General features: G+C 65.2%; 24 protein-coding genes. 19 read left to right on the top strand and 5 right to left on the bottom strand.

Going from position 1 to position 23,106, the window contains the following annotated elements; genetic code table 11:
* Window positions 1-37 precede the first annotated feature (37 nt).
* The gene (locus RHOSA_RS0105480) at window positions 38-844 is read right to left on the bottom strand and encodes an NRDE family protein (protein ID WP_027287880.1); all 807 of its coding nucleotides are present in this window, start codon (window positions 842-844) and stop codon (window positions 38-40) included.
* A gap of 145 nt (window positions 845-989) precedes the next feature.
* Between RHOSA_RS0105480 and RHOSA_RS0105485 the strand changes: the two genes are divergently transcribed.
* From RHOSA_RS0105485 to RHOSA_RS25040, 3 genes are all read left to right on the top strand, one after another.
* A complete protein-coding gene (locus tag RHOSA_RS0105485) occupies window positions 990-1,313 on the top strand; it encodes a DUF1476 domain-containing protein (protein ID WP_027287881.1) in 324 nt (107 codons plus the stop codon).
* Window positions 1,314-1,478: 165 nt separating this feature from the next.
* Entirely contained in the window at window positions 1,479-1,739 is a 261-nt protein-coding gene (locus tag RHOSA_RS0105490; RefSeq protein ID WP_037255748.1) for a CopG family ribbon-helix-helix protein, read from the top strand.
* Window positions 1,740-1,994: 255 nt separating this feature from the next.
* Entirely contained in the window at window positions 1,995-2,492 is a 498-nt protein-coding gene (locus RHOSA_RS25040; protein ID WP_156092569.1) for a hypothetical protein, read from the top strand.
* A 47-nt stretch (window positions 2,493-2,539) separates the two neighbouring features.
* On the opposite strand, the gene purB is transcribed toward RHOSA_RS25040, so the two are convergent.
* Window positions 2,540-3,835, bottom strand: a complete 1,296-nt coding sequence (gene purB, locus RHOSA_RS0105495) for an adenylosuccinate lyase (RefSeq protein WP_027287883.1) — start codon at window positions 3,833-3,835, stop codon at window positions 2,540-2,542.
* A gap of 142 nt (window positions 3,836-3,977) precedes the next feature.
* On the opposite strand from purB, the gene RHOSA_RS0105500 reads away from it, so the two are divergent.
* The 7 genes from RHOSA_RS0105500 to RHOSA_RS0105530 all read left to right on the top strand — a co-directional run bounded on the left by RHOSA_RS0105500 (window position 3,978) and on the right by RHOSA_RS0105530 (window position 10,588).
* Window positions 3,978-4,925 (top strand): formate dehydrogenase accessory sulfurtransferase FdhD, encoded by a 948-nt coding sequence (locus RHOSA_RS0105500; protein WP_081728499.1) that lies wholly within the window; start codon window positions 3,978-3,980, stop codon window positions 4,923-4,925.
* Entirely contained in the window at window positions 4,918-5,583 is a 666-nt protein-coding gene (gene mobA, locus RHOSA_RS0105505; RefSeq protein WP_051431838.1) for a molybdenum cofactor guanylyltransferase MobA, read from the top strand. The genes RHOSA_RS0105500 and mobA overlap by 8 nt, the downstream gene beginning before the upstream one ends.
* Window positions 5,584-5,726: 143 nt before the next feature.
* Entirely contained in the window at window positions 5,727-6,644 is a 918-nt protein-coding gene (locus tag RHOSA_RS0105510; protein ID WP_027287886.1) for a LysR family transcriptional regulator, read from the top strand.
* A 150-nt stretch (window positions 6,645-6,794) separates the two neighbouring features.
* Complete coding sequence (locus tag RHOSA_RS20710) at window positions 6,795-7,655, top strand: DUF3100 domain-containing protein (RefSeq protein ID WP_051431839.1); 861 nt, start codon at window positions 6,795-6,797, stop codon at window positions 7,653-7,655.
* A 4-nt stretch (window positions 7,656-7,659) separates the two neighbouring features.
* Complete coding sequence (locus RHOSA_RS0105520; RefSeq protein ID WP_027287887.1) at window positions 7,660-8,130, top strand: hypothetical protein; 471 nt, start codon at window positions 7,660-7,662, stop codon at window positions 8,128-8,130.
* A 65-nt stretch (window positions 8,131-8,195) separates the two neighbouring features.
* The gene (locus tag RHOSA_RS0105525) at window positions 8,196-9,065 is read left to right on the top strand and encodes an NAD(P)-dependent oxidoreductase (RefSeq protein WP_027287888.1); all 870 of its coding nucleotides are present in this window, start codon (window positions 8,196-8,198) and stop codon (window positions 9,063-9,065) included.
* The gene (locus RHOSA_RS0105530; RefSeq protein ID WP_037255751.1) at window positions 9,062-10,588 is read left to right on the top strand and encodes an aldehyde dehydrogenase family protein; all 1,527 of its coding nucleotides are present in this window, start codon (window positions 9,062-9,064) and stop codon (window positions 10,586-10,588) included. The genes RHOSA_RS0105525 and RHOSA_RS0105530 overlap by 4 nt, the downstream gene beginning before the upstream one ends.
* Window positions 10,589-10,726: 138 nt before the next feature.
* Here RHOSA_RS0105530 and RHOSA_RS0105535 read toward each other — a convergent pair whose 3' ends face one another.
* On the bottom strand, window positions 10,727-11,884 hold the full coding sequence (locus RHOSA_RS0105535; protein WP_200372005.1) for an aldose epimerase family protein: 1,158 nt from the start codon (window positions 11,882-11,884) through the stop codon (window positions 10,727-10,729).
* A gap of 200 nt (window positions 11,885-12,084) precedes the next feature.
* The gene (locus tag RHOSA_RS0105540) at window positions 12,085-12,957 is read right to left on the bottom strand and encodes an SMP-30/gluconolactonase/LRE family protein (protein WP_027287891.1); all 873 of its coding nucleotides are present in this window, start codon (window positions 12,955-12,957) and stop codon (window positions 12,085-12,087) included.
* A gap of 353 nt (window positions 12,958-13,310) precedes the next feature.
* Here RHOSA_RS0105540 and RHOSA_RS20715 point away from each other — a divergent pair, with 353 nt between their 5' ends.
* Together RHOSA_RS20715 and RHOSA_RS0105550 are read left to right on the top strand one after the other, a co-directional pair.
* Window positions 13,311-14,243, top strand: coding sequence for a 2-dehydro-3-deoxygalactonokinase (locus tag RHOSA_RS20715; RefSeq protein WP_051431841.1), 933 nt, complete (start codon window positions 13,311-13,313; stop codon window positions 14,241-14,243).
* On the top strand, window positions 14,240-14,878 hold the full coding sequence (locus RHOSA_RS0105550) for a 2-dehydro-3-deoxy-6-phosphogalactonate aldolase (protein WP_322786832.1): 639 nt from the start codon (window positions 14,240-14,242) through the stop codon (window positions 14,876-14,878). Before RHOSA_RS20715 ends, RHOSA_RS0105550 begins: the two co-directional genes overlap by 4 nt.
* On the opposite strand, the gene RHOSA_RS20720 is transcribed toward RHOSA_RS0105550, so the two are convergent.
* A complete protein-coding gene (locus RHOSA_RS20720; RefSeq protein WP_051431842.1) occupies window positions 14,875-15,621 on the bottom strand; it encodes a FadR/GntR family transcriptional regulator in 747 nt (248 codons plus the stop codon). The two genes, RHOSA_RS0105550 and RHOSA_RS20720, sit on opposite strands and share 4 nt — an antisense overlap.
* Window positions 15,622-15,899: 278 nt before the next feature.
* Between RHOSA_RS20720 and RHOSA_RS0105560 the strand changes: the two genes are divergently transcribed.
* The 7 genes from RHOSA_RS0105560 (at window position 15,900) to RHOSA_RS0105590 (ending at window position 23,062) form a co-directional block, all read left to right on the top strand.
* Window positions 15,900-16,892 carry a sugar ABC transporter substrate-binding protein gene (locus tag RHOSA_RS0105560; RefSeq protein ID WP_027287893.1) on the top strand — a complete coding sequence of 331 codons (993 nt, stop codon included), beginning with the start codon at window positions 15,900-15,902 and terminating at the stop codon, window positions 16,890-16,892.
* Window positions 16,893-16,994: 102 nt separating this feature from the next.
* Window positions 16,995-17,765 (top strand): ATP-binding cassette domain-containing protein, encoded by a 771-nt coding sequence (locus tag RHOSA_RS0105565; RefSeq protein WP_027287894.1) that lies wholly within the window; start codon window positions 16,995-16,997, stop codon window positions 17,763-17,765.
* Window positions 17,762-18,793: an ABC transporter permease gene (locus RHOSA_RS0105570; protein WP_081728502.1), complete on the top strand. Its 1,032-nt coding sequence runs from the start codon at window positions 17,762-17,764 to the stop codon at window positions 18,791-18,793. Before RHOSA_RS0105565 ends, RHOSA_RS0105570 begins: the two co-directional genes overlap by 4 nt.
* 1 nt (window position 18,794) lies before the next feature.
* The gene (locus RHOSA_RS0105575; protein ID WP_027287896.1) at window positions 18,795-19,565 is read left to right on the top strand and encodes an SDR family NAD(P)-dependent oxidoreductase; all 771 of its coding nucleotides are present in this window, start codon (window positions 18,795-18,797) and stop codon (window positions 19,563-19,565) included.
* A 165-nt stretch (window positions 19,566-19,730) separates the two neighbouring features.
* Entirely contained in the window at window positions 19,731-20,798 is a 1,068-nt protein-coding gene (gene xylF, locus RHOSA_RS0105580; RefSeq protein WP_081728503.1) for a D-xylose ABC transporter substrate-binding protein, read from the top strand.
* 162 nt (window positions 20,799-20,960) lie between these two features.
* On the top strand, window positions 20,961-22,274 hold the full coding sequence (locus tag RHOSA_RS0105585) for a sugar ABC transporter permease (protein WP_027287898.1): 1,314 nt from the start codon (window positions 20,961-20,963) through the stop codon (window positions 22,272-22,274).
* A gap of 11 nt (window positions 22,275-22,285) precedes the next feature.
* A complete protein-coding gene (locus tag RHOSA_RS0105590; protein WP_037255754.1) occupies window positions 22,286-23,062 on the top strand; it encodes an ATP-binding cassette domain-containing protein in 777 nt (258 codons plus the stop codon).
* Window positions 23,063-23,106 lie beyond the last annotated feature (44 nt).

A 23,106-nucleotide genomic window follows, 5' to 3' on the forward strand; every position in this document is an offset into this window, starting at 1 on the left:
ACTCCCTGCCCGAGAGACAAACTATGCGGTGGCCATCCTACCGACCGGTGCGTCCGACATCGGCGACTGGTTCGTAAGGCGTCTGGCTGGGCGGGCCGGCGGCGAACAGGTGTTCCGCCGGTCGCGGCTCCGCATCCAGGCTCTGCGGCGGGGCTGGCAGGGCGATCAGGTTGGACGACAAGGTTCCGAAACCGTCGTCCCGCATGAAGCAGGCAGCCGAAGTCACCCCGGCGCCGGAAGCCGGGGCGCGATCGGCCAGCAAGCGCGTCCAGGATGACCAGTCACCGGTTTCGGGATCGGGCGCAGGGGCGTTACGGAACGCCTCAAGGTAGCGGGCGACCCGGGGGTCGTTGAGATCGTTCAACTCGCCGGCGGTGATCATCGACAAGCCCTCCGGTACAGCCTGTACTTCGATGGAGTCCGCGGGGCCGCCATGCGGGGTCTCGCCGTCGCCCAGGTTGCGCAGCCAGTAGGCTTCGCGGGCATCGGCAACCAGCAGGTTGAACGAGCGGTAGGCGCCTGGTTCCAGATCGCGCAGCGCCTTGGCCGCCTCGCGCGCCTCGGCGTGGTCGAGCGCTTCCAGTACCAGTTCGCCCCGGCTGCGCTTCTGCGCGTCCGAGCCCAGCGAGCCGTAGCGGTTGAGCACCGCTGCGGTGACGCCCCAGTCATTCAGGCCACACCAGCTCCCGCCCGACAGCGCGTCCAGCCCGGCGACCACCTCGGGCCGGTCCGGCCAGTGCCGGGCTGGCGCCTGCCATGGGCGCCCGCGCATCTCGTCCCGGTTAGCGGCCAGAATCAGCGGCCAGTCGTGCCCGGGCCGGCGCAGCAGCACGGCGGTGCACATACGCGAACTCCTCGACGATTGCGGATAAGCGTAGCCGACCGTGGTCTCGGCGGTTCACCTCAAGCCGGCAAGCCGTTATAAGACAGGTCAGGACCTATCACCGCCCCGTGCATGGGGCAATCCAACGCCTGGAGACCGCGCCAGCATGACCAGTTTCAAGGACCGCGAAGAGGCCTTCGAAAACAAGTACAAGCACGACGAAGACCTGCGCTTCAAGACGATCGCCCGGCGCAACAAGCTGTTCGGCCTGTGGGTGGCCGAGCAGCTTGGCCTGAAGGGCGAGGAGGCGCAGCAGTACGCGCGCTCGGTCGTCAAGGCGGATATGCAGATGCCAGGCGACCAGGACGTGATCGACAAGGTCAAGAAGGACGTCGACGACGCCGGTCTCTCGGACCTGTCCGAACACCGCCTGCACAAGCGCCTGGGCGAGTGCTTCGAGGACGCCAAGCAGCAGGTGATGGACGAGTAGGACGCGCCTGCGCGCGAGGGTACGCGCCCTCGGGTTTCGGAACATGCAAGCCCCGCCGGCCCGCCGAGGTTGGCGGGGCCTTTCGTGCGCGGGCCTGTGACTTGCCGTGATCGGGCGGTCGGCGTAACGTTAGAGGTGATTGTTCCTGATTAACGGTGATTGACGATGGCGACCCGCACCTTCACGGCGCATGTGCCCGACGAGCTTGCGGACAAGGTCGACCGGATCGCCGAACGGCGCGAGCGCTCGCGCGGCTGGGTGATCAAGCAGGCGCTGGCGGCCTGGGTCGCCGATGAGGAGGAGCGCCACCGCCTCACCCAGGAAGCGCTCGCCGATGCCGACGCCGGCCGGGTAACGGAACACGCGCGCGTCCAGGATTGGGCACAGAGGCTTTCGGCGGCCAATTTGGGTGACACTGGCCAGTGAATCGGATCGACTGGACCGACGGGGCCCTGTCCGACCTACGGCGCTTATACGACTTTCTGGCACCGGTAAATTTGCAGGGGCACGCTCCACGCTGCCTGCGAGAGGGCGATTAGGTCTTGTTTGAGATGCGCTGTTATTGAATGCAAACTTGGCACCAAATTTAAACCGCGGCGTGACGGTATGGCTTCTGGGTTTCCTGTCACCTTTGCGGCTTTCAGAAATATAACCGACTCATGAATGTAAATGGGAGGCGGAATGTCAATCGACCAGCTCAACGATCAAGGGTTAGAAAATTTAATTTCCAACTATAACAAGAAAGGCGTGACCGTTGGTGGAAAATACACACTCAACGAATGTGTTTCGGAGAGATTGCGACGAAAAGGTATGGCCTACACGGGAGAAGATGTGACTCGAGTGATATTGAGGCAATCACGTTCCAGCCCGGACAATTTGGTGACTTATAGCGAAGTGTGGAAAACATTCTATCCTGACAAAAAATGGGTTGGGCATGGTTCTCAAACCGAGGTTAAAAAAGCGTTAGATGCTGCGATAATTTATTGTATTCAAAATAGCTTGCCAATTGTTACTTCTATTGTTGTACAATCGTCGTCACGCCAGCTTACAAGCGAAGCTAAAGATAACATAAAATCTCGCGTTCGCCAGTTTGGTTTTAGCGTACACGAGGATGCAGAAGATTTTGTACATATACAAGCAGAGAAAACAAAGTACTTGTCACCTCAGTGGTTTCCGTAGCCTGAAATCGGCGAAACGGCCGCTTCAAAGAAGTTTCTCTTGGGTGGTTAATCCGGGAACACCCGGGAGAACACGTTGCCGACGTGCTTGGTGTGGTGGCCGGGGTCGAAGCAGTCGTCGAGCGTTTCGGCGTCCACCTTGCCGCTGACCTCGGGATCGGCCTTGAGCAGGGACAGGAAGTCGCCGCCCTGCTGCCAGACCTTCATCGCGTTCTGCTGCACCAGACGATAGGCGTCCTCGCGGCTGATCCCGGCCTGGGTCAGGGCGAGCAGGACGCGCTGGGAGTAGACCAGCCCGCCCAGCCGGTCGAGGTTGGCCTGCATGTGCTCGGGATAGACCAGCAGGTTCTCGATCACGCCGGCCATGCGGTGCAGGGCGAAGTCGAGCGCGATCGTGGTGTCGGGGCCGAACACGCGCTCCACGCTGGAGTGCGAGATGTCGCGCTCGTGCCACAGGGTCACGTTCTCCAGCGCCGGGTTCACGGCCGCGCGGATGGTGCGCGCCAGGCCGGTCAGGTTCTCGCTCAGCACGGGATTGCGCTTGTGCGGCATCGCCGAGGAGCCCTTCTGCCCTGCGTGGAAGAACTCCTCGGCCTCGCGCACCTCGGTGCGCTGCAGATGGCGGATTTCGGTCGCCAGGTTCTCGATCGAACTCGCCACCACGCCCAGGGTGGCGAAGAACATGGCGTGACGGTCGCGCGGGATGATCTGGGTGGAAATCGGCTCGCGCTGCAGGCCCATCTCGCGGGCGACGTGCTCCTCGACGTAGGGGTCGATCGCGGCATAGGTGCCGACCGCGCCCGAGATCGCGCAGGTCGAGACCTCCGCCCGCGCGTTCGCCATGCGCTGGCGAGCGCGGTCGAAGGCGGCGTAGTGGCTGGCGAGCTTCAGGCCGAAGGTGGTCGGCTCGGCATGGATGCCGTGGCTGCGGCCGATGCAGACGGTGTCCTTGTGCTCCTTCGCGCGCTTCTCCAGCGCCGCCAGCAGCCGGTCCAGCCCGGAGAGCAGCAGGTCGCTCGCCTGGGTCAACTGCACCGCGAGGCAGGTGTCCAGCACGTCGGAGGAGGTCATGCCCTGGTGCACGAAGCGTGCCTCCGGGCCGACGTATTCGGCGAGGTTGGTCAGGAAGGCGATGACGTCGTGCCGGGTCTCGCGCTCGATCTCGTCGATCCGCGCCACCTCGAAGTTGCCCTTCTCCCAGACGGCCTTGGCGGCGGAATGCGGGATCACGCCCATCTCCGCCTGCGCGTCGCAGGCGTGCGCCTCGATCTCGAACCAGATCCGGAAGCGGTTCTCGGGCTCCCAGATGCGGGTCATCTCGGGGCGGGAATAGCGCGGGATCATGGGGCAGGGCTCCTGAGGGACTGCGGCAAGGGATGTCTGAAGTCGCGCGGACCAAACCCCGGGCAGCCTGCCCCTGTCAAGCTGGCGTGCAGGGCGTTAGCTTGCGAGGGCAGCGAGGTCTTGCCCATCCAAGGGAACCGGCATGAGCGACGACACGACGGACGCCCCGAAAACCGCCCCGCGCGCCCGGCCCAAGGCCGCGGACGCGCGTGCCCTGGAGCAGTTCCTGGTGCGCCCGGACCCGAGCGACCCGCGCCTGACCCAGGAGGTCGAGGGCGTCGATCAGGACGGCCAGCCGGTGGCGACCCGCGTGGTGATCGAGCGACCGCTGACGATCTACCTGAACAACCAGGAGATCGTCACCGCCATGACGGTGGCGGACTATCCAGAATACCTCGCGGTCGGGTTCCTGCTGAACCAGAACATGCTGCGCGCGGACGACGTTGTCACCGGCATCGACCACGACGACGAGCTGGAGGTCGTGGTGGTGCGCACCGAGCGCGAGACCGACTACGAGGAGAAGCTGAAGAAGAAGACCAAGACCTCGGGCTGCGCGCAGGGCACCTCGTTCGGCGACCTGATGGAGAAGTTCGACGAGATCGCGCTGCCGGGCGACGCCCGGATCAAGACTTCCTGGCTGTACAGCCTGACACGCACGATCAACGCCACGCCCAGCCTGTACCTGGAGGCCGGTGCGATCCACGGCTGCGTGCTGTGCCAGGAGGATCGTCCGTTGCTCTATATGGAGGATGTCGGCCGGCACAACGCGGTGGATAAGATCGCCGGCTACATGTTCCTGAACGACATCTCTCCGGCCGATAAAATCTTTTATACGACTGGGCGGCTGACGAGCGAGATGGTGATCAAGACGGTGCAGATGGGCATCCCGATCCTGGCCTCGCGCTCCGGCTTCACCGCCTGGGGCGTCGATCTCGCCCGGCAGGCCGGTCTGACCCTGATCGGCCGGGCCAAGGGCAAGCGCTTCATGGCGCTGTCGGGGGCGGAGCGGATCGTCTACGACGTCGATCCGCACAAGCTGGCCGAGGAGGATCCCAAGCACCAGCGCAAGGGGAGCCGCGACGATGGCTGAGGCGATCAGGGGAGCGCCGGACAATCCGCACGCCCCTGCCGCCTGCGGCGTGCTGCTGGCGGGCGGTCAGTCACGCCGGATGGGCGGTGGCGACAAGACGCTGCGCAAGCTGGGCGACCGTACGATCCTGCAGCACGTGATCGACCGCGCCGCCCCGCAGGTCGAGCGGCTGATCCTGAACGCCAATGGCGATCCGCACCGTTTCGCGGAGGTGCGCCTGCCAGTCGCCCCGGACGTGGTCGACGGCTTCGCCGGCCCGCTGGCGGGCGTGCTCACCGGCATGGAGTGGGCGGCCCGGCATGCTCCGGAGGTTACCTGGATCGCGACCTTCGCCTGCGACGCGCCCTTCCTGCCGCGCGAGCTGGTGGCCCGGCTGCGCCAGGCGGTATCGGACGCGGACGCCGACCTTGCCTGTGCGGCCAGTAACGGGCGCAGTCACCCTGTGTTCGGCCTGTGGCGCGTCGATCTGCGCCACGATCTGCGCCAAGCGATGATCGACGAAGATATCCGAAAGGTCGACGTCTGGACCGCCCGGCACAAGCTGGTGACCGTCGATTTTCCGCTGGAAACACGCGCCGACGGTCCGCGCGATCCCTTCTTCAACGCCAACCACCCCGACGACCTAGCCGAGGCCGAGCGGCTGCTGGCGACGGGATAGGGCAACGGCCCTATCCCGTCGTGGCGTGCATCAAGCCCTTCTTTACAGCGTCTGCACCCTTTAAGCAGGCATTGCGCTGCGCGCGAAAAGGTGGCTAAAGCCCATTCACCTCGGACGATCGGGCCTTACACATTGGGGATGCGATGGCGTTGCGCAGCATCGACGATCGCACGCTGGAGTGCGTTCTTGCGATCTATGACGGCGGATCGATCCGGGCGGCGGCGGACGAGGTGAACGTGGCGGCGTCCGCGATCAGTCGGCGCCTTTCTGCCCTGGAGGCGGAACTCGGCGCCCGACTGTTCGAGCGCTTTTCCACCGGGCTGCGCCCGACACCGATCGCGGAGGCGCTGGTCCGTTACGCCCGGGAACGTCGCCACCTGAGCGATCTGCTCGCCACGGAAATCGATCTGTTGCGCGGCGGTGAAGGCGGACGTGTGTCGGTCGCGGTTGGGGAGGGCTATCTGGCCGGGGTCGTCGCGCAGGTGCTCACGCCCTTTCACGCCCAGCATCCAGGCGTTCAGGTGTCGCTGGAAACCGGCAGTACGGCCGAGGTGATGCAGGCCGTGGAGGAAAGCCGTGTCGATGTCGGCCTCGCCTATAATGCGCCGTCCAACAAGGCCATCGACGTGCTCGCGCATGCGCCTGCGCCGTTGTGCGCGATCCTGCCGGTCGGCCACGAGCTCGCGCGCTGGACGCGCCTGTCGCTGCACGATCTGGAGCCGTATCCCTTGACGCTGCTCGATGGACGCCATGGGGTCCGGCGTCTGTTCGACATGGCCTGCAGCGTCGACAGCGTGTCCGCGACCGTCCGGCTGGAGTGCAACTCGATTGCCGCGTTGCGCCGGTACATCGCGGCCGGCAGTGGGATCGGGGTGTTGCCCAAATTCGCTGCCGAGCCCGAGCTGTCGGACGGTGCCGTCAAAGCGGTTGCCTTGATGAGTGATCTGCTGAACGAGGGGAAAAGCTCTCTTATGCTGCGGCACGGAAGGCGCCCGACGCCGCCAGTTCGAGCCCTGATTCAACATCTCGATCCCGCAGTGCGGTCGTTCGGTTTCAGTTGAGTGTTGCTGAAACGCGAACGCCCTGGTCTCCAGATTGATCTTCAGGCGCGACATTACGGCGCACTAGCGTGGCAGCCCGCGTCGCCGGTTAAGGCAGATGGCCTGCCGGTTCGCTGCGTACATCCGGAATACTTATAACAGGGAGGCGATATGGAAGCCGTCCGGAGAGTCGCATCTTTATGGCGCCTGCACGTTCTCGTGCTCGCGTTCACGATTGCGGCGGAGCTAGTGGGGATCGTGAAGATCCCAATCGGGATCGGCGCGATTCTGTTGCTGCCGCTGCTCTACAGCTTCGTGCTCGGATTGCTGGCCAATCCCAACATCACCGCGCTTGGCCGGAAGTTCATCGGCTCCGATGAAGTGAAGGCTGCAACCCCGCTGATCGTGATCGCGATCATGCCGTTCATCGCCAAGTTCGGCACCACGATTGGCCCGGCCATCGACAAGATCATCTCGGCCGGTCCGGCACTGCTGGCCCAGGAGATTGGCAACCTTGGCACCATCATCCTTGCTTTCCCGATCGCGGTGCTGGTGCTGCGGATGGGGCGCGAGGCGATCGGCGCCACCTTCTCGATCGCGCGCGAGCCCAACATCGCGATCATCGCCGACAAGTTCACCCTCAAAAGCAAGGAAGGGGCGGGCGTTCTCGGCGTCTACGTCGTCGGCACGCTGGCCGGTACGTTCATCTTCGCCGTGATGGCCTCGATCCTGGCCACGACCGGTCTGCTCGACATTCGCGCCCTCGCGATGGCGTGCGGGGTCGGCAGCGGCTCGATGATGGCCGCCTGCAGCGGTGCGCTGACAAGCGCGATGCCGAGCATGGAGGAAGAGATCCTCGCGCTCGCCGGGGCGAGTAACCTCCTGACCTATGCCACCGGCCTGTACATCGGCCTGTTCGTCGCGCTGCCGCTGGTCAACTGGGCCTACAAGGTCCTGCGTGGTGCCGAGGATGAGGGCGCGGCGCAGCGGGACAGTGCCGACAAGCCCGCCAACCGCAAGCAGGAGGGCTAATCCCATGAGTGCTGTCACACGTCCGCACATCGACCTTGCGGATCACGCCGCCGTCCTGTTCGTGGTGAGCGCGCTATGCCTGGTCGGCAACACCGTTGGTCCCGGTAACCCAATCGTCGGCGGCCTGATCGGCATCGCGATTCTTTACGCCATCGTGATGGCCGGGCTGGCGCTCGCGAAGTGGGTGCCGTTCTACCTGCCGAGCGTGGCCTGGATCTCGATCGTCGGGATCGTCATCACCCTGCCGGGGGTGCCGGGTCAGGAGTGGATCGTCGCGCAGACGGGGAATGTCAACTTCCTGATCCTGGCCACGCCGTGCCTGGCCTATGCGGGCCTGGCGATTGCCCGGGAAGAGATCGAGATCGCCAAGACCTCGGGCTGGCGCATTGCCCTGGTCGCGGTGTTTGTGCTCGCCGGCACCTACCTGGGCTCCGCCCTGATCGCAGATCTTGTCCTGTCATTGCAGGGCGCATGACTTGAGACGGCCGCGCCGCCGGCAGACGGCGCGGCCGTGATCCCGTTCACGAAAAGGAGGTGCTGGTGACGCGCGGAACCGTAGCGGTCATCGGACTCGGGCGCATGGGAGCGGCAATGGCCGGGCGCCTGATCGAGCAGGGCTTCGAGGTTGTCGGGTACGACGTTCAGCCGCAGGCCCGCGAGGCGTTGCAGGCGCGTGCCGAGGTCGTGGAGAGCGCCGCGGCCCTGGCCGGACGTGCCGACTGGTATCTGATCTCACTGCCCAGCTCGCGAGAGGTAGAACAGATTCTGATCCAAGACACGGGATTGCTGCGAAGTCTCGAACCGGGGGCGTGCGTGATCGACTGCTCGTCGAGCGACCCGCGGTCGACCCGGGGCTTGGCGGAGGTCGCCAACAGCCGGGGCATCGCCTTCCTCGATGCGCCGGTCAGCGGCGGCCCGGCGGGCGCGGAGGCCGGCACGCTGGCGATCGCCGTCGGCGGCACGGTGGATGCCTTGGAGACGGCTTGGCCGGTCCTGGGCGCGATGGCGGCCCGGATCGTCCATGTCGGCGACAGCGGCGCCGGGCACGTCGCCAAGATCGCCAACAACCTGCTGTGTGCGGCTCATTTGATGGTCGACGGGGCCGGCGTGCGTCTGGCCGCGGCGGCTGGCGTCGACCCCGAACGTTTGCTGGAAGCGGTGAACGCCGGGTCGGGCCGGAGTGCGGTCACCGAAGCGTTCATGCCGAAGTGGGTGCTCAACAACGCCTTCAATTCGGGCTTCACGATGAGCCTGATGCAGAAGGATCTGGGCCTGGCGCGCGACCTGCTTGCCGAGTTCAGGGACGACGCAATGCTCTCGGGCCTGATTGACCGCTGGGACCAGGAAACCGAACGCCTGGGCGGCCAGAGCGATTTCACCAACGTAGCCTCGGTATCTTTGAGGGAATGATGCTTGATCACGCGATGAATGCGCGCGCGCGCGCCGAACGCATCGGCCAGGTCTGGGAACAGCTGTGTGGCGACGTCCCGTACGGCAGCCTGATTGCCGGGCAGGTGCGCCGGGGCGAAGGCGACGCGGTGACGATCCTGGACCCGGCGAGCGGGGACCAGCTTCTGCACTATCCAGATGCCGGGGCGCAGCTTGCCCGCGACGCGGCGCAGGCGGCCGAGCGCGCGCGGCACAGCTGGTATCGGGACATCAGTGCGGTGCAGCGGGGCCGTGTGATGTGGCAGGCCGCCCAGCAGGTGCGCGCCTGCATCGAGGAGCTCGCCGAACTGGAAGCGCTCAGCGCTGGCAAGCCGATCCGCGATACGCGTGTCGAGGCGACCAAGGTCGCGGAGATGTTCGAGTACTATGCCGGCTGGTGCGACAAGCTCTACGGCGAGGTAATCCCGGTCCCGACCAGCCATCTCAACTATACCCAGCGGGTGCCGCACGGCGTCGTGGCGCAGGTCACGCCCTGGAACGCGCCGGTTTTCACCGGCGGCTGGCAGATCGCTCCGGCGCTGGCCGCGGGCAACACCGTCGTGATCAAGCCGAGCGAGCTGACGCCGCTGTCCACGGTCGCGCTCGGCTGCCTCCTCCAGAAGGCCGGTGTGCCGGAAGGGGCCGTGAACGTGCTGGCCGGTCTGGGCGGCACAACCGGTGCCGCGATGTTCGCGGCGCCCGAGGTGCAGCTTGCCGTGTTCGTCGGCTCGCCGGAGACCGGCCGGGTGATCGCGCGCGCGGCCGCTGACCGTCTGATCCCGTGCATCCTGGAGCTTGGCGGAAAGTCCGCCAACGTCGTCTTCGAGGATGCCGACCTTGCGAAGGCGGCTGGCGGCGCTGCAGCCGGGATTTACGCTGCAGCCGGGCAGAGCTGTGTGGCCGGCTCGCGCCTGCTGATCCAGAAAAGCGTCTACGAGGACGTGCTCGCGCGGCTTGCAGACAAAGCGGGCGGCTTGCGCATGGGCCCGCCGGAGACCCCGGAGACGCAGGTCGGTCCGCTCAATGGGGCCGCGCAGCAGCGCCGGGTGCTCGACTACATCGATCGCGCGCGCCAAGCCGGTGCCCGGGTGGTGTGCGGCGGACAAGCGGAATCGCCGGGGTATTTCGTGCAGCCGACCGTGATCGCCGATGTCCGGAACGACTGGGAGATCGCCCAGGACGAGATCTTCGGGCCGGTGGTCGTCGCTATGCCGTTCGAGGACGAGCAGGAAGCCGTGCGTCTGGCTAACCAGACCCGTTTCGGCTTGGCTGGGGCCGTCTGGACCGGTCGGGTCGAGCGGGCTCACAGGATCGCCGGCCAGATCGAGGCCGGCACGGTTTGGATCAACGGCTACAAGACGATCGGCGTGATGAGCCCGTTCGGCGGCTTCAAGGAGAGCGGGTATGGCCGCTCTTCGGGCCGGGAGGCGTTGATGGAATACACGCGCGCGCGCAGCGTGTGGACCGAGACGTCGGACGATCCGACGATGGCCTTCGGCTATTAGGCTCCGGTGCGGGTCGGTGCGCCGGTCCCGCGCAGCGCATGAGCCGCCCCGCCCTTCCGGCCAACGTCTGAAAGTTCGGAAAAGGGCGGGGCGGTCTATCGACAGACGGCGGCAAAGCTGCCGTGCAGACAACAGGGGCTACATCGGCAGGAACTTATAGATCGTCGTCTGGGTGTATTTCTCGCCCGGCCGGAGGACGGTGCTGGGGAAGTCCGGCTGGTTCGGCGAGTCCGGGAAGTGCTGCGCTTCCAGGGTGAAACCGCCCCAGTGCGGGTAGGTTTCGCCGTCCTGCCCCTGGACGTCGTCCAGGAAGTTGCTGGTGTAGAACTGCACGCCGGGCTCGGTGGTGTACATCTCCACTGTGCGGCCACTCTGCGGGTCGGTGACCCGGGCGGCGAGCGCGCTGAGGTCGCCGGGGTTGTTCAGCACGTAGTTGTGATCGTAGCCGCCCTGCTCGGGTTCGGCGTATTTGAGCTGCTGATGGTCGGCCCGGATGTTCTGGCCGATCGGCGTCGGGGTGGTGAAGTCGAGCGGCGTGCCCTCAACTTCCAGGTAGTCGCCCGTCGGGATCAGCGTATCGTCGACCGGTGTGATCCGATCGGCGTTCAGCATCGCCACCTGGTCCAGGATCGTCCCGTTCCCGGCTCCGGCCATGTTGAGGTACACGTGGTTGGTCAGGTTCAGGACCGTCGGCGCATCGGTGACGGCAGAGTAGTGGATGCGCAGGTCATTGTCGTTGTTCAGCGTATAGCGGACCGTAACGGCGAGGTTGCCGGGGTAGCCCATCTCGCCGTTCGGGGAGAAATAGGTCAGCTCGACCCCGACGTGGTCGCCCGTGCGGATCGGGGAGGCGGCCCAGACGCGCTTGTCGAAGCCCTTGGTGCCGCCGTGTAGGCTGTTCGGGCCATTGTTGACCGGCAGTTCGTAGCTTTCCCCGTCCAGGGTGAAGGTGCCGCCGGCGATCCGGTTACCGAACCGGCCGATCAGCGCGCCGAAGTACGGGTTTCGCTCGACGTAGCTTTCCAGATCGTCGAAGCCGAGCGAGACGTCGTCGATCTCGCCGTTTCGGTCAGGCACCCGGATCGACTGCACGATGCTGCCATAGGTCAGGATGGTCACTTCCATCCGGTTGGCGTTGGTCAACGTGTAGATATCGACCTCGGTGCCGTCGGACAGCGTTCCGAACGTCTCCTTATTAACGCCCAGCGCGGCCGCCTGGGCGCCCGATACAACGGCCATGGCCAGACCGCAGGCCAGCATGAGTGGGCCAAAACTGAAGTGATGTCGGATGCGCATTGCGTTTACCTCCCGTGCGCGCGCCTTTCCTGGCGCTTTCTTGACGGATGGTCGGGGAGGCTAGCAGGAAAAGTATGATTATACAATCTACGCGGAGTAGGGCGGCGCTGCTTTCACCAGCCAGTATAGGGTGTTTCAGACGGTCTCAGCCTGATATTCCGCTGAGAGTCGGGCGATTAGTATGACCGATAAGGGGCAAGCTAGCCGGCGAACCGTCGTTCCGGCAGGCCCGCCACGTCGAGGTCGACGGCCAGCAGATTGCCGGCCAGGGGCTGCTCTGCCAGCGCGTCCGGAGCAAGCCCGACCGACGCGGTGGTGATGAACAGGGTTTTCAGGTCCGGGCCGCCGAAGGCGCACGACGTGGGACGCTGCACCGGCAGGTCCAGCGCACGCTCGACCGTGCCGTCCGGGGTGTAGCGAAGCACGCGCCAGCCATCCCATTGCGCGCACCAAAGGCACCCCTCCGCGTCGACCGTGGCCCCGTCTGGATTGCCGGCTTGGTCCGGCGGGGAGGTGAAGACGCGACGGTTGACGATCGCACCGGTGGCGGGGGCGTGGTCATAGGCGTAGATCGTCCGCGCCGCCGTGTCGGCGAAGTACATCGTACAACTGTCCGGTGACCAAGCGAGGGCGTTGGGAATGCCGATGCCGGTTTCCATGGAGTGGACGCTCAGGTCTGGATCGATGCGGTACAGCGCGCCGCTGCTTTGCCTTTCCGCATCGTCCATCGTGCCGGCCCAGAAGCGGCCCTGTCGGTCACACTTGCCGTCGTTCATACGATTGTCCGGGCGGTCGGGTTCGGGGTGGGCGATCCAATTCAGGGTGGCGTCGGTGAAATCGAACAAGGCGAAGCCGGACTGCAGCGCCAGGATGGCCCCGCCCGTCTCCCGTAGGGCCGCGCAGCCGATCTGTTCGGGCAGCTGCCAGCGTTGTACCGCGCCGGTTTGCGGTATCAGTCGCTGCAGCAACTGCGCCTTGATATCGACCCAATAAAGCGCCTGCTCCCGGACATCCCATACCGGGCCTTCACCCAAGGTATTGTGCACGTCCGCAACGCTGCGTACTTGCGCCATCGTCGCCCCCCGCAGACCCGACAGAGTTTCGGTCGTGGTGTGCTGTTCGGTTCAGATTTTATACGACTATTGGACCAGAGATTTGTGCTTTGTCCATCACCGGCAGCTCGTTCGATTGGTCGATGGCGATGTCGGTCAGCAGAGGTTTCCAGCGATCGTCCGGACACCGCGGCGATTAGCCATCTTATTGATGAATCATATTAATATGCGTAGAAGTCTTGAGAGAGTTGCGCGGGTGATCCGCTGCGTGCGGATTTCAGAGGTAGAACAGCAGAGACAGAGCCTGGGGAGGCAAAGGTGCGGCGCAGGCAATGCAGTGCCGAGGAGACGACCCGGCACGTGAGGACGCTCCCGTGAGCGCGGCGTCGACCACGGCGTTGATCGCCGTCGACTGGGGGACGACCGCGCTTCGGGCGTATCGCCTGACCGCCAGCGGCGATGTCATCGAGACGCGCCGCAGCGGCGACGGCATTCTGTCCGTCGATGGCGCGTTCGCCGCCGCGCTGACGCGCCATGTCGAGGACTGGACGGCGGATGGGGCCGTGCCGGTGCTGCTCTCCGGCATGATCGGCAGCCGCCAGGGCTGGCACGAGACCCCGTATCTTACCTGCCCGTGCTCTTTGCAGCAGTTGGCCGATGCGCTGGTGCCACTAGATCATCCACGGTTGGACGTTCGCGTGGTTCCGGGACTCGCCGACCATCGAGACGGTCGCGACGATGTCATGCGCGGGGAGGAAGTGCAGGTGTTCGGTGCCCTGGCAGAGGCCGAGACCGGCCACTTCCTGCTGCCGGGCACCCATTCCAAGTGGGTTCGCGTTCGAGACCGCCGGATCGTTGAGATCCGCACCTACATGACCGGTGAGATTTACGCCGCTTGCCGCAACCACACGATCCTTGGCCGGTTGATGGACGAAGGCGGTTGGTGCGAGTCGTCTTTCCGACGTGGGGTCGCCGACGGCGCCGCCGACGGGACGCCGGGCGCGCTGCTGGGGCGTTTGTTCGGGGTGCGCACCGCCGGTCTGTTCGATCGCCTGGCGGCGGGCGAATTGCCGGACTATCTAAGCGGCCTGTTGATCGGCGCCGAATTGGCCGACGCCGCAGGCGATGGCAGCGAACCGGTGACCATCGTCGGGGATAGTGGGTTGGTGGAACGCTATCGCACCGCCGCCGACACCCTTAGCATCGCCTGCAGCCTTGGCGAGTCGGATGCGAGCGTGGGCGCCTACATCGCCATCGCCAGGATGGCCGGACTGTTGGGGCAAAGCGGATCGAGGAGAGGCGTGTGATCGCGTACGACGAGGCGTTCGAGGCATTGCCGCTGGTGGCGATCCTGCGCGGAATCGCACCGGACGAGGCGGTGGAGGTCGGTCAGGCGCTGATCGATTCCGGGTTCCGCATCCTCGAGGTGCCGCTGAACTCGCCGCAGCCGTTGCGCTCGATAGAGCGCCTGGCCGACCGGTTCGGCGACGACGCGTTGGTTGGGGCCGGCACGGTGATGACGGAGGCCGAGGTGGAACAGGTCGCAGCCGCCGGCGGACGTCTAATCGTCATGCCGCACAGCGACCCGGCCGTGATCGCCGCGGCGAAGCGCGCCAACCTGACGTGCCTGCCGGGCGTGGCGACGCCGACCGAGGGCTTTGCCGCTGTGTCTGCTGGCGCCGATGCCCTAAAGCTGTTCCCCGGTGAGGCGATGCCGCCGAAGGTAGTCAAGGCCTGGACGGCCGTGTTCCCGAAACAGGTGCCATTGCTGCCGGTTGGCGGCGTGACGCCGGAGCGGATCGCCGATTACGTGGATGCGGGCGCGGGTGGGTTCGGATTGGGCTCGGCGCTCTATCAGCCGGGGATGGCGCCAGAAGCCGTCCGGGCGAACGCCCAGCGGTTCGTCGCGGCCTGGCAGGAAGCGGCTGCGGCGGCGGGCTAGCCGCTGGCGTGCGCTGCCGTTTCCGGCTGGCTGTAGCTCGCGCGGTCGAGCACTTCTTCGGTGATGTCGAGCAGCGATACCATCGCCTTGCGGGCCGCGGCGGCGTTGCCGCGGCGGACCGCCTCGAACACCTCGATGTGTTTGTCGAGCGCGAACCGGCTGCCGACCTGCGGATGCGAGGTGACGGCGATCGAGGCCCGCAGCGCTTCCTCGATGGTGGCGCCGAGGCCCGAGAGCAACGGGTTGCCGCTGGCGGCGAGCAGCAGGCGGTGGAAGTCGACGTCCGCCTGAATGGTTTCATCGGTTCGCTCGCCATTGCCGCGAGCCATGCTCATGACCGCCTGCTGGAGGTTCGCGAGCATCTCGGCTTCGATGTTCTGGGCCGCGAGCGCGGCGGTTTCCGGTTCCACCATTCGGCGCACGGCGAACAGGTCCCGCAGGAAGACTTCACGGCTGACCGTCTTCTCGCGCCAGCGCAGCATATCGCCATCCAGGAAATTCCACTGCAGCGGGTCGTTTACGACCGTGCCGACCCGCGGGCGCGAGTAGACCAGCCCCTTGGCGCTCAACATTTGCAGCGCTTCGCGCAGACAGGTCCGGCTGACGCCGAATTCGTGCAGAAGATCGCTCTCGTGGGGGATGGGCGTGCTGGGAGGATAGTCCTTGCGGAGAATCCGCAGCGCTATCGTTTCGGCCACCTTGCCCTTGAGGCGTTTGGCTGGAACCCGAAGGGTGTTGCTCATAGTGATCACTGAATCTCCTATTAAAAATCATATAACATGAACTCGGCGTAATAAAATAGGCGGCAAGATCGTTGGGTGGCAGAGGGGGTGCAAAAGCGTATTTGCGGAGAAACGATGGCTGATGACGTGTTCCGCCGCATTGGGTAGACGGCCTCCTGCTGCAACCTGTGAGAGCAAGCGTTGCAATGATCATACTTTTCGCGGTAGGGTTCGATAACAATTCGCTGCGATAAGCAGCGGCAAGAATAAGACAACCTGACCTTTCGGGAGGTAATGTGATGAGGGTGTGGCTGCGAACCGCAGTGGCGTGTGCGCTGCTGGCCGTTGGTTGGTCCGGCAGTGCGGCGGCGCAGGATGCGAACTACGAATGTGATAAGAAATTCGTCTTCTTCCCCGGCGGCCCGCAGGGCGGGGCGTTCGCGTCGATCGTCTATAACGGCGCGCGTCTGGCGGAGAAGCAGACCGGATGCAACGTCGAATACGTCTGGTCGGACTGGAACCCGGAGCAGATGGTCCGGCAGTTTTCCCAGGCGATCGGCCGCAACCCCGATGGGATCGCGGTGATGGGCCACCCGGGCGAGGACGCGCTGGGCCCCATGATCGAGAAGGCGCGCGAGCGGGGCATCGTCGTGACGACGCAGAACGTCGCGCTGCCGAAGTCCGAGTCCGAGTACAAGACCAAGGGCTTCGGCTACGTCGGCGCCCACAACTATTCCGCCGGCGAGAACCTGGGCAAAGGCATCCTCAACCGCTGTGACGTGGAGGAAGGCGATGTGGCCTTCGTCTGGGGCCTGCTGGGTCAGGAGGCGCGCGGCCAGCGCACCAAGGGCGTGATCGACGCGCTGAAGGAAGGCGGCGTCGAGATCGAGTATCTCGAGATCGCGGACAGCGTGAACAAGGACCCTGCTCAGGGTATCCCGACCTTCGCGTCCTTCCTGGCGTCCAACCCCGATATCAATATCGTGGTGACCGACCATGGCGCCCTGACCGCGACGCTGCCGTCCTATCTCAAGGCCGCCGGCAGGTCGGGCGAGGAGACCTGCGCCGCCGGCTTCGACCTGTCGGCCGCCACGGTGCAGGGGCTGCAGGATGGCAAGATCGACCTAGTCCTCGACCAGCAGCCCTTCCTGCAAGGCTATCTACCGATCCACCAGCTGTACCTGACCACCAAGTTCGGCTTCGCCGGTATGAACATCGACACCGGTGCGGCGCTGATCACGCCGCAGAACGTCGACGCGGTGGCCGATCTGGCCGACGCCGCGATCCGCTGACTTCTGGGGTGCCGGCCCCAAGTGGGCCGGCACTTCGTCCAGTCTGACGTCGGGCCGATCCCGGCGGTGTGTCTTTCACCTGTGACAGCGGAACTCTTTGCGATGAGCGAAACTCAGCCAGTGGCCCGGCTCGTCGACGTGCATAAGTCGTTCGGGCGGGTCAACGTCCTTCAGGGCATCGACATGGAGGTCTACCCCGGCGAGATCGTCGCGCTGGTCGGCGACAACGGCGCCGGCAAGTCGACCCTGATCAAGGTCATCACCGGCGTACACAAGCCGAGCTACGGCGAGGTCTGGATCAAGGGCGAGCGCGTCGAGATGCAGTCGGTGCAGGACGCGCGCCGGCTCGGCGTCGAAACCGTTTATCAGGAGCGTGCGCTGGCCGACCAGCAGTCGCTCTGGCGCAACATCTTCGCCGGGCGCGAGATCACCGGGCCACTCGGCTTCATGAAAGTCGGTGAGCAGCGCAAGGAAGCCGAGCGGCTGCTGCGCTCGCGGATGGGCTTCACCTCGCAGGCGTTCGAGGTCGACGGCGAGGTCAGTGGCCTGTCCGGCGGCGAGAAGCAGGGGATCGCGATCGCCCGCGCGCTCTACTTCGATGCCGAGATGATCATCCTCGACGAGCCGACCATGGGGCTCAGCCTGAAGGAAACCGAGCGCGTCCTGAACTTTGCCCGTGGCATCCGGGACGCTGGGAAATCGGTGGTGTTGATCGACCACAACATCCTGCACGTCTACAGCGTCGCCGATCGATTCATCGTGCTCGACCGCGGCCGGGTCGCGGCGCAGTTCACCAAGGACGAGATCAGCCGCGATCAACTGGTCGACCTGATGGTCGAGCTTCACCAGACCGGGCAGGTTCACGTCGCATGACCACGCAAACGGATAACACCATGGCCAGTGTCCGCTCCGGAGTGCTCGGCATGACACCGGCGCGGCGCGAGCGCCTGCGCCTGTTCGTCAAGCGCAACCGCATCGAACTCAGCATCACCGGCATCTTCGTGGTGCTGTACGCGATCTTCATCGTCGGCGCGCCCGGGGTCTATACCAACTTCGATATCTATCGCTCGTTCATGTCGACGCTGCCGTTCATGGGGGTGATGGCGCTGGCGGCCACCTTCGTGATCACACTGGGCGAGATCGATTTGTCGTTCCCCTCGGTCATGGGCATGGCCGCCTGGGGGTTTGGGTCCACCTTCGTAGCAACCGGCAGCTACCCGCTGGCGGTCCTGGTCGCGCTTGCGACCGGCGGCGCCTGCGGCCTGCTCAACGGTGTCATGGTGGCGATCGTCGGGGTGCCGTCGATCGTGGCCACGATCGGCACGATGTTCTTCTGGCGTGGGTTCGTGAACGTCCTGGCCGAAGGTAAGGGAATCCCCCTGTCGACGCTGTCGGAGTCCTGGATGCACCCGATCTTTGTCGGCCGGATCGTGGGCGATATTCCGATGCAGTTCGTCTGGTTCCTGGCGATTGCGGTGATCATGATGATGGTCTACCGCCGCCACGTTTTCGGCAGCCAGGTGCTGTTCGTCGGCGACAACCAGAACTCCGCGCACATGATGGGCATCAAGGTCGCCCGGGTGAAAATCCTCTGCTTCACCCTGCTCGGGGTCATGGCCGGGCTTGGCGGTGTGCTGCTGCTGTCGGAGGTGACTTACTTCTGGCCCACCACGGGCGATGGCTACCTGCTGCCGGCGCTGGCCGCCGTGTTTATCGGCGGCACCCCGGTGTTCGGCGGACGTGGGTCGATGTATGGCACGTTCATCGGTGTCCTGATCATCGGCTCGCTCGAGGCCGGTGTCGTCGCGATGGGAATCCAAGGCTTCTACACCCAGGTCATCTACGGCCTGCTGATTACCATCGCGGTGACGATCTATGCCGTGATCATGCGGAGGAACTGAGATGGCCAGTAGTGCCGATGCGATCTACCCCAGCTTGCAGGGGTGCCCCGTGCTCGTCACCGGCGGCGCCAGCGGTATCGGCGAGGCGATCGTCCGTCGCTTCGCCGGCCAGGGCGCCAAGGTCGGCTTTCTGGATATCGCGGTCGAGCAAGGCCAAGCCCTGGCGGAAGAACTTAAGCAGGACGGGGGCGAGGTGCATTTCGTCCCGTGCGACCTCACCGACATCGAGGCGTTGCGCGAGGCCGTCAAACAGGTGGCCGATACGCTCGGCCCGATCCGGGTCCTGGTCAACAATGCCGCGAACGACGACCGGCACGATTGGCGGGAGGTGACGCCGGAATACTGGGACGCGCGCCAGGCGGTGAATATTCGCCACCAGTTCTTCGCGATCCAGGCGGTTGCGCCCGGCATGATCGATGCCGGTGGCGGCTCGATCATCAACTTCGGTTCGATCTCCTGGATGCTGGGGCAGGGCGGCATGCCGGGCTACACCACCGCGAAGTCCGCGGTTCATGGCCTGACACGGTCGTTCGCCCGCGATCTCGGTGGGCACGGCATTCGCGTGAATTCGGTCACGCCGGGATGGGTGATGACGCAGCGCCAACTCGACCTCTGGGTGACCGACGAGTCGATGCGGGAAATCGAGCAGGGCCAGGTGCTCAAGGGGCATGTGCAACCGGATCACCTTGCCCGCATGGTGCTGTTCCTGGCCTCCGATGAAAGCGCGATGTGCTCGGCCCAGAACTACATGGTCGATGCGGGCTGGCTTTAGCCGCGGGCGGCAGGCATGCCCTCATAATTGACGCATGCAAAGGTTGGTCCGTAGCATTGGCGTGTAACCTCTCGCGTGCTGCCGGCGGCTTCGCCAAACGGGGCACGTGGCGTGTCGACAAGAAAAAATGCAACGCACGTTTTTTGTGAGCTGGGGAGGCTCTTCATGAACGAACGTCTTCGGATGGCGGTCGCGGGTGGACTGCTGGCGCTCTTCGTCGGTGCTTTGACGGTCCTGGCGCCGCAACCGGTCGCGGCGCAGGACGATCTGACCATCGGTGTCAGCTGGTCGAACTTCCAGGAAGAGCGCTGGAAGCGCGATGAGAATGCGATGAAGCAGGCGATCGAGGCCGCTGGCGCCACCTATATCTCGACCGACGCGCAGAGCCAGTCGTCCAAGCAGTTGACCGATGTGGAGAACCTGATCGCGCGTGGGGCCGATGCGCTGATTATCCTGGCCTGGGACTCTGATGCGATCATCCCGGCGGTGCAGTCCGCGCGTAACCAGGGCATCCCGGTGGTCGGCTACGACCGCCTGATCGAACATCCGGAGGCCTTCTACATCAGCTACGACAACCGCGAGGTTGGCCGTCAGCAGGCGCTGGCGGTTCTCAATGTCCAGCCGACCGGCAATTACGTCTTTATCAAGGGCGCTCAAACGGATCCGAACGCGGACATTCTGCACAAGGGTCAGATGGATGTGATGGGCGAGCTCATCGAGACGGGCAAGATCAAGGTCGTTGGCGAGCAATACACCGACGGCTGGGCCCCCAGCGTTGCCCAGGAGAACATGGAGCAGATCCTGACCCGCACGAATAACGAGGTCGATGCGGTCGTCGCGTCCAACGACGGCACCGCCGGCGGGGCGATCTCGGCCCTGGCCTCCCAGGGCATGGCGGGGAGCGTCCCGGTCTCGGGGCAGGATGCCGATCATGCGGCCCTGAACCGGATCGCGCGCGGCACGCAGACGATCAGCGTGTTCAAGGACGCCCGCGAACTGGGCCGACAAGCGGCCGAGGTCGCGATCAAGCTCGCCAAGGGCACGGCGCTTTCGGAGATTCCGGACACGCGTCAATGGAGCAATGGCCCGCGTGAGGTCGAGATGACCGCGCGTTTGTTGAAGCCGATCCCGGTCACCCGCGCCAACCTGGACATCGTGCTGCATGCGGACTGGATCGACAAGGAGACGCTGTGCCGCGGCGTTGAGAGCGACGAGGTCGCGGCCTGCAACTAGCGCGCAGTTATGGGTGGGGCAGTTGGCCTCGCGTTGCTTGCGATGGGGTCTGGGCGCATTTGCCCGCGCCGGTGGGATGGGGCGTGATCATCCCACCGGCGGACTACCCGCCTTGAGTCCTTGAGGCCAGTTCCACAGCACGGGAGGCCAGGCTGATTCGCCATGGCAAGTGAAACCGACGTCTCTGAGGGAAGCAGGGTCGGCCGCAGCTCGCGCAAAGGCCTGCGCAGCCTGATCGCGGAGGCGGAAATCGATACGCGGCTGGTCGGCATGACGGCCGCCCTGTTGATTATCTGGATCGGCTTCGACGTGGTCACCGGCGGGTTGTTCATCACCCCGCGTAACCTGTTCAACCTGTCGCTTCAGGCCGCGGCCGTCGCGGTGATGGCCACCGGCATGGTGCTGGTGCTCGTCACCCGCAATGTCGACCTGTCGGTCGGCTCCTTGCTCGGCGTTCTCGCCATGGTCATGGGGGCCGTGCAGGTCTACGTGCTGCCGGACATCCTCGGCTACGGGCATCCGTTGATCTGGGTGCTGACCCTGCTGATCGGGATGCTGCTGGGCGGTTTGATCGGCCTGGTGCAGGGGTCTGTGGTCGCGTTCGGCGGCGTCCCGTCGTTCATCGTGACGCTGGGAGGTCTGCTGATCTGGCGCGGCGCTGCGTGGTGGGTCACAGAGGGTCAGACCATCGCGCCGCTCGATGACAATTTCAACGTGATCGGTGGCGGCGTCAGCGGCACGATCGGCCCGATGTGGAGCTGGGTGATTGGCGTGCTGGCCATCGTGCTCGTGATCGCACAGCTCTGGAACGCGCGGCGCCGGCGTCGGAAGTTCGGCTTCCCGCTCCGTCCGCTTTGGGCGGAGGGGATGATCGCATTGCTGCTGGCCGCGGCGACGGTCGCCGTGGTCGCCACGATGAACGCGTACCCGCTCCCCGAGCGGATCGCGCAGCAGGTCCTGGAAGCCCGCGGGGTCGAGGTGGCGCAGGGGCAGAGCGTCGAGCTCGGCCACGGCTTGGCGGTGCCGGTGTTGATCCTCGCCGGCGTGGCGATCGCGATCGCGCTGCTGGCGCGCCGCACCAGGTTCGGCCGCCACGTCTTCGCCATCGGCGGCAACCCGGATGCGGCCGAACTGGCCGGCGTGCGCACCCGGCGCACCGTGGTTCTGGTGTTCGCCTTGATGGGCGTGCTCTGCGCGGTCGCCGCGGCGATCACCTCGGCGCGCTTGCAGGCGGCGTCCAACGATCTGGGCACGCTCGACGAACTGCGCGTGATCGCCGCCGCCGTGATCGGCGGGACCTCGCTTGGAGGCGGTATCGGCTCGGTGATCGGTGCGGTGTTGGGCGCGGTAGTGATGCAGTCGCTGCAGTCCGGGATGGCGCTGGTCGGGATCGCCGCCAGCCTGCAGAACATCGTCATTGGCTTGGTGCTGATCCTGGCGGTTTATCTCGACCGCCTGTATCAGCGCCGGAAGTGAGGGAGGGCAGCATGTCCGCCAGCCAACCGCTCGTCGAGATGCGGGGCATGACCAAGTCGTTCGGCGGCGTCGTTGCCGTGGACAACGTCGATCTGTCGCTTCGCCGCGGCGAGGTCGTCGGCCTGCTCGGCCATAACGGCGCGGGCAAATCGACCTTGATCAAGATGCTTTCCGGCGCGCTCAGGGCCGATTCCGGCGAGATTCGCGTCCAAGGCGCGCCGGTCGTCATGGACAATCCGCGCAAGGCCAAGGACGCCGGGATCGAGACGATCTATCAGAACCTGGCCCTGGCCGAGAACCTGGACGCGGCCGCGAACCTCTTCCTGGGACGGGAGATCCTGACCCGGTTCGGCTTCCTGGACGAAGTGGCGATGGAGAACGAGACGCGGAATCTGATGAAGCGGATCAATCCGAACTTCACCAACTTCGTCCAGCCGGTGCACCAACTCTCCGGCGGTCAGCGTCAGTCGGTGGCGATCGCCCGGGCGCTGTATTTCGAGGCCAAGATCCTGATCATGGACGAGCCGACGGCCGCGTTGGGACCGCAGGAGACCGAGCAGGTCTCGGAGTTGATCCGTTCCCTGCAGCGCGAGGGCATCGGCATCTTCTTGATCAGCCACGACATCCACGATGTGTTCGACCTGTCCGACCGTTTCGCGGTGCTGAAAAACGGGCGCAATGTCGGCACGGTCGACCGCGACCAGGTGACGAAGGACGAGCTGCTCGGGATGGTGATTATGGGCAATCAGCCGGCCGCCTTGGCCGGCGCCGCAGCCCCGGCCGGCTGATACGGGCTCCTGGTCGCCAGACGCCCTGCGAAGGCAAAATGCCG

The sequence above is a fragment of the Rhodovibrio salinarum DSM 9154 genome, assembly GCF_000515255.1.
GTDB lineage: Bacteria > Pseudomonadota > Alphaproteobacteria > Kiloniellales > Rhodovibrionaceae > Rhodovibrio > Rhodovibrio salinarum.

Bases quoted from the DNA above. Each gene is read 5' to 3' on its own strand.
- RHOSA_RS0105510 (WP_027287886.1), top strand. From the start codon at position 5,727: ATGGCGTTGCGCAGCATCGACGATCGCACGCTGGAGTGCGTTCTTGCG.
- RHOSA_RS20720 (WP_051431842.1), bottom strand. From the start codon at position 15,621: ATGAGCAACACCCTTCGGGTTCCAGCCAAACGCCTCAAGGGCAAGGTG.
- purB (WP_027287883.1), bottom strand. From the start codon at position 3,835: ATGATCCCGCGCTATTCCCGCCCCGAGATGACCCGCATCTGGGAGCCC.
- RHOSA_RS0105480 (WP_027287880.1), bottom strand. From the start codon at position 844: ATGTGCACCGCCGTGCTGCTGCGCCGGCCCGGGCACGACTGGCCGCTG.
- RHOSA_RS25040 (WP_156092569.1), top strand. From the start codon at position 1,995: ATGTCAATCGACCAGCTCAACGATCAAGGGTTAGAAAATTTAATTTCC.
- RHOSA_RS0105500 (WP_081728499.1), top strand. From the start codon at position 3,978: ATGAGCGACGACACGACGGACGCCCCGAAAACCGCCCCGCGCGCCCGG.
- mobA (WP_051431838.1), top strand. From the start codon at position 4,918: ATGGCTGAGGCGATCAGGGGAGCGCCGGACAATCCGCACGCCCCTGCC.
- RHOSA_RS0105485 (WP_027287881.1), top strand. From the start codon at position 990: ATGACCAGTTTCAAGGACCGCGAAGAGGCCTTCGAAAACAAGTACAAG.
- RHOSA_RS0105560 (WP_027287893.1), top strand. From the start codon at position 15,900: ATGAGGGTGTGGCTGCGAACCGCAGTGGCGTGTGCGCTGCTGGCCGTT.
- RHOSA_RS0105535 (WP_200372005.1), bottom strand. From the start codon at position 11,884: ATGCGCATCCGACATCACTTCAGTTTTGGCCCACTCATGCTGGCCTGC.
- RHOSA_RS0105585 (WP_027287898.1), top strand. From the start codon at position 20,961: ATGGCAAGTGAAACCGACGTCTCTGAGGGAAGCAGGGTCGGCCGCAGC.
- RHOSA_RS0105575 (WP_027287896.1), top strand. From the start codon at position 18,795: ATGGCCAGTAGTGCCGATGCGATCTACCCCAGCTTGCAGGGGTGCCCC.
- xylF (WP_081728503.1), top strand. From the start codon at position 19,731: ATGAACGAACGTCTTCGGATGGCGGTCGCGGGTGGACTGCTGGCGCTC.
- RHOSA_RS0105530 (WP_037255751.1), top strand. From the start codon at position 9,062: ATGATGCTTGATCACGCGATGAATGCGCGCGCGCGCGCCGAACGCATC.
- RHOSA_RS0105520 (WP_027287887.1), top strand. From the start codon at position 7,660: ATGAGTGCTGTCACACGTCCGCACATCGACCTTGCGGATCACGCCGCC.
- RHOSA_RS0105565 (WP_027287894.1), top strand. From the start codon at position 16,995: ATGAGCGAAACTCAGCCAGTGGCCCGGCTCGTCGACGTGCATAAGTCG.
- RHOSA_RS0105590 (WP_037255754.1), top strand. From the start codon at position 22,286: ATGTCCGCCAGCCAACCGCTCGTCGAGATGCGGGGCATGACCAAGTCG.
- RHOSA_RS0105490 (WP_037255748.1), top strand. From the start codon at position 1,479: ATGGCGACCCGCACCTTCACGGCGCATGTGCCCGACGAGCTTGCGGAC.
- RHOSA_RS20710 (WP_051431839.1), top strand. From the start codon at position 6,795: ATGGAAGCCGTCCGGAGAGTCGCATCTTTATGGCGCCTGCACGTTCTC.
- RHOSA_RS0105570 (WP_081728502.1), top strand. From the start codon at position 17,762: ATGACCACGCAAACGGATAACACCATGGCCAGTGTCCGCTCCGGAGTG.
- RHOSA_RS0105540 (WP_027287891.1), bottom strand. From the start codon at position 12,957: ATGGCGCAAGTACGCAGCGTTGCGGACGTGCACAATACCTTGGGTGAA.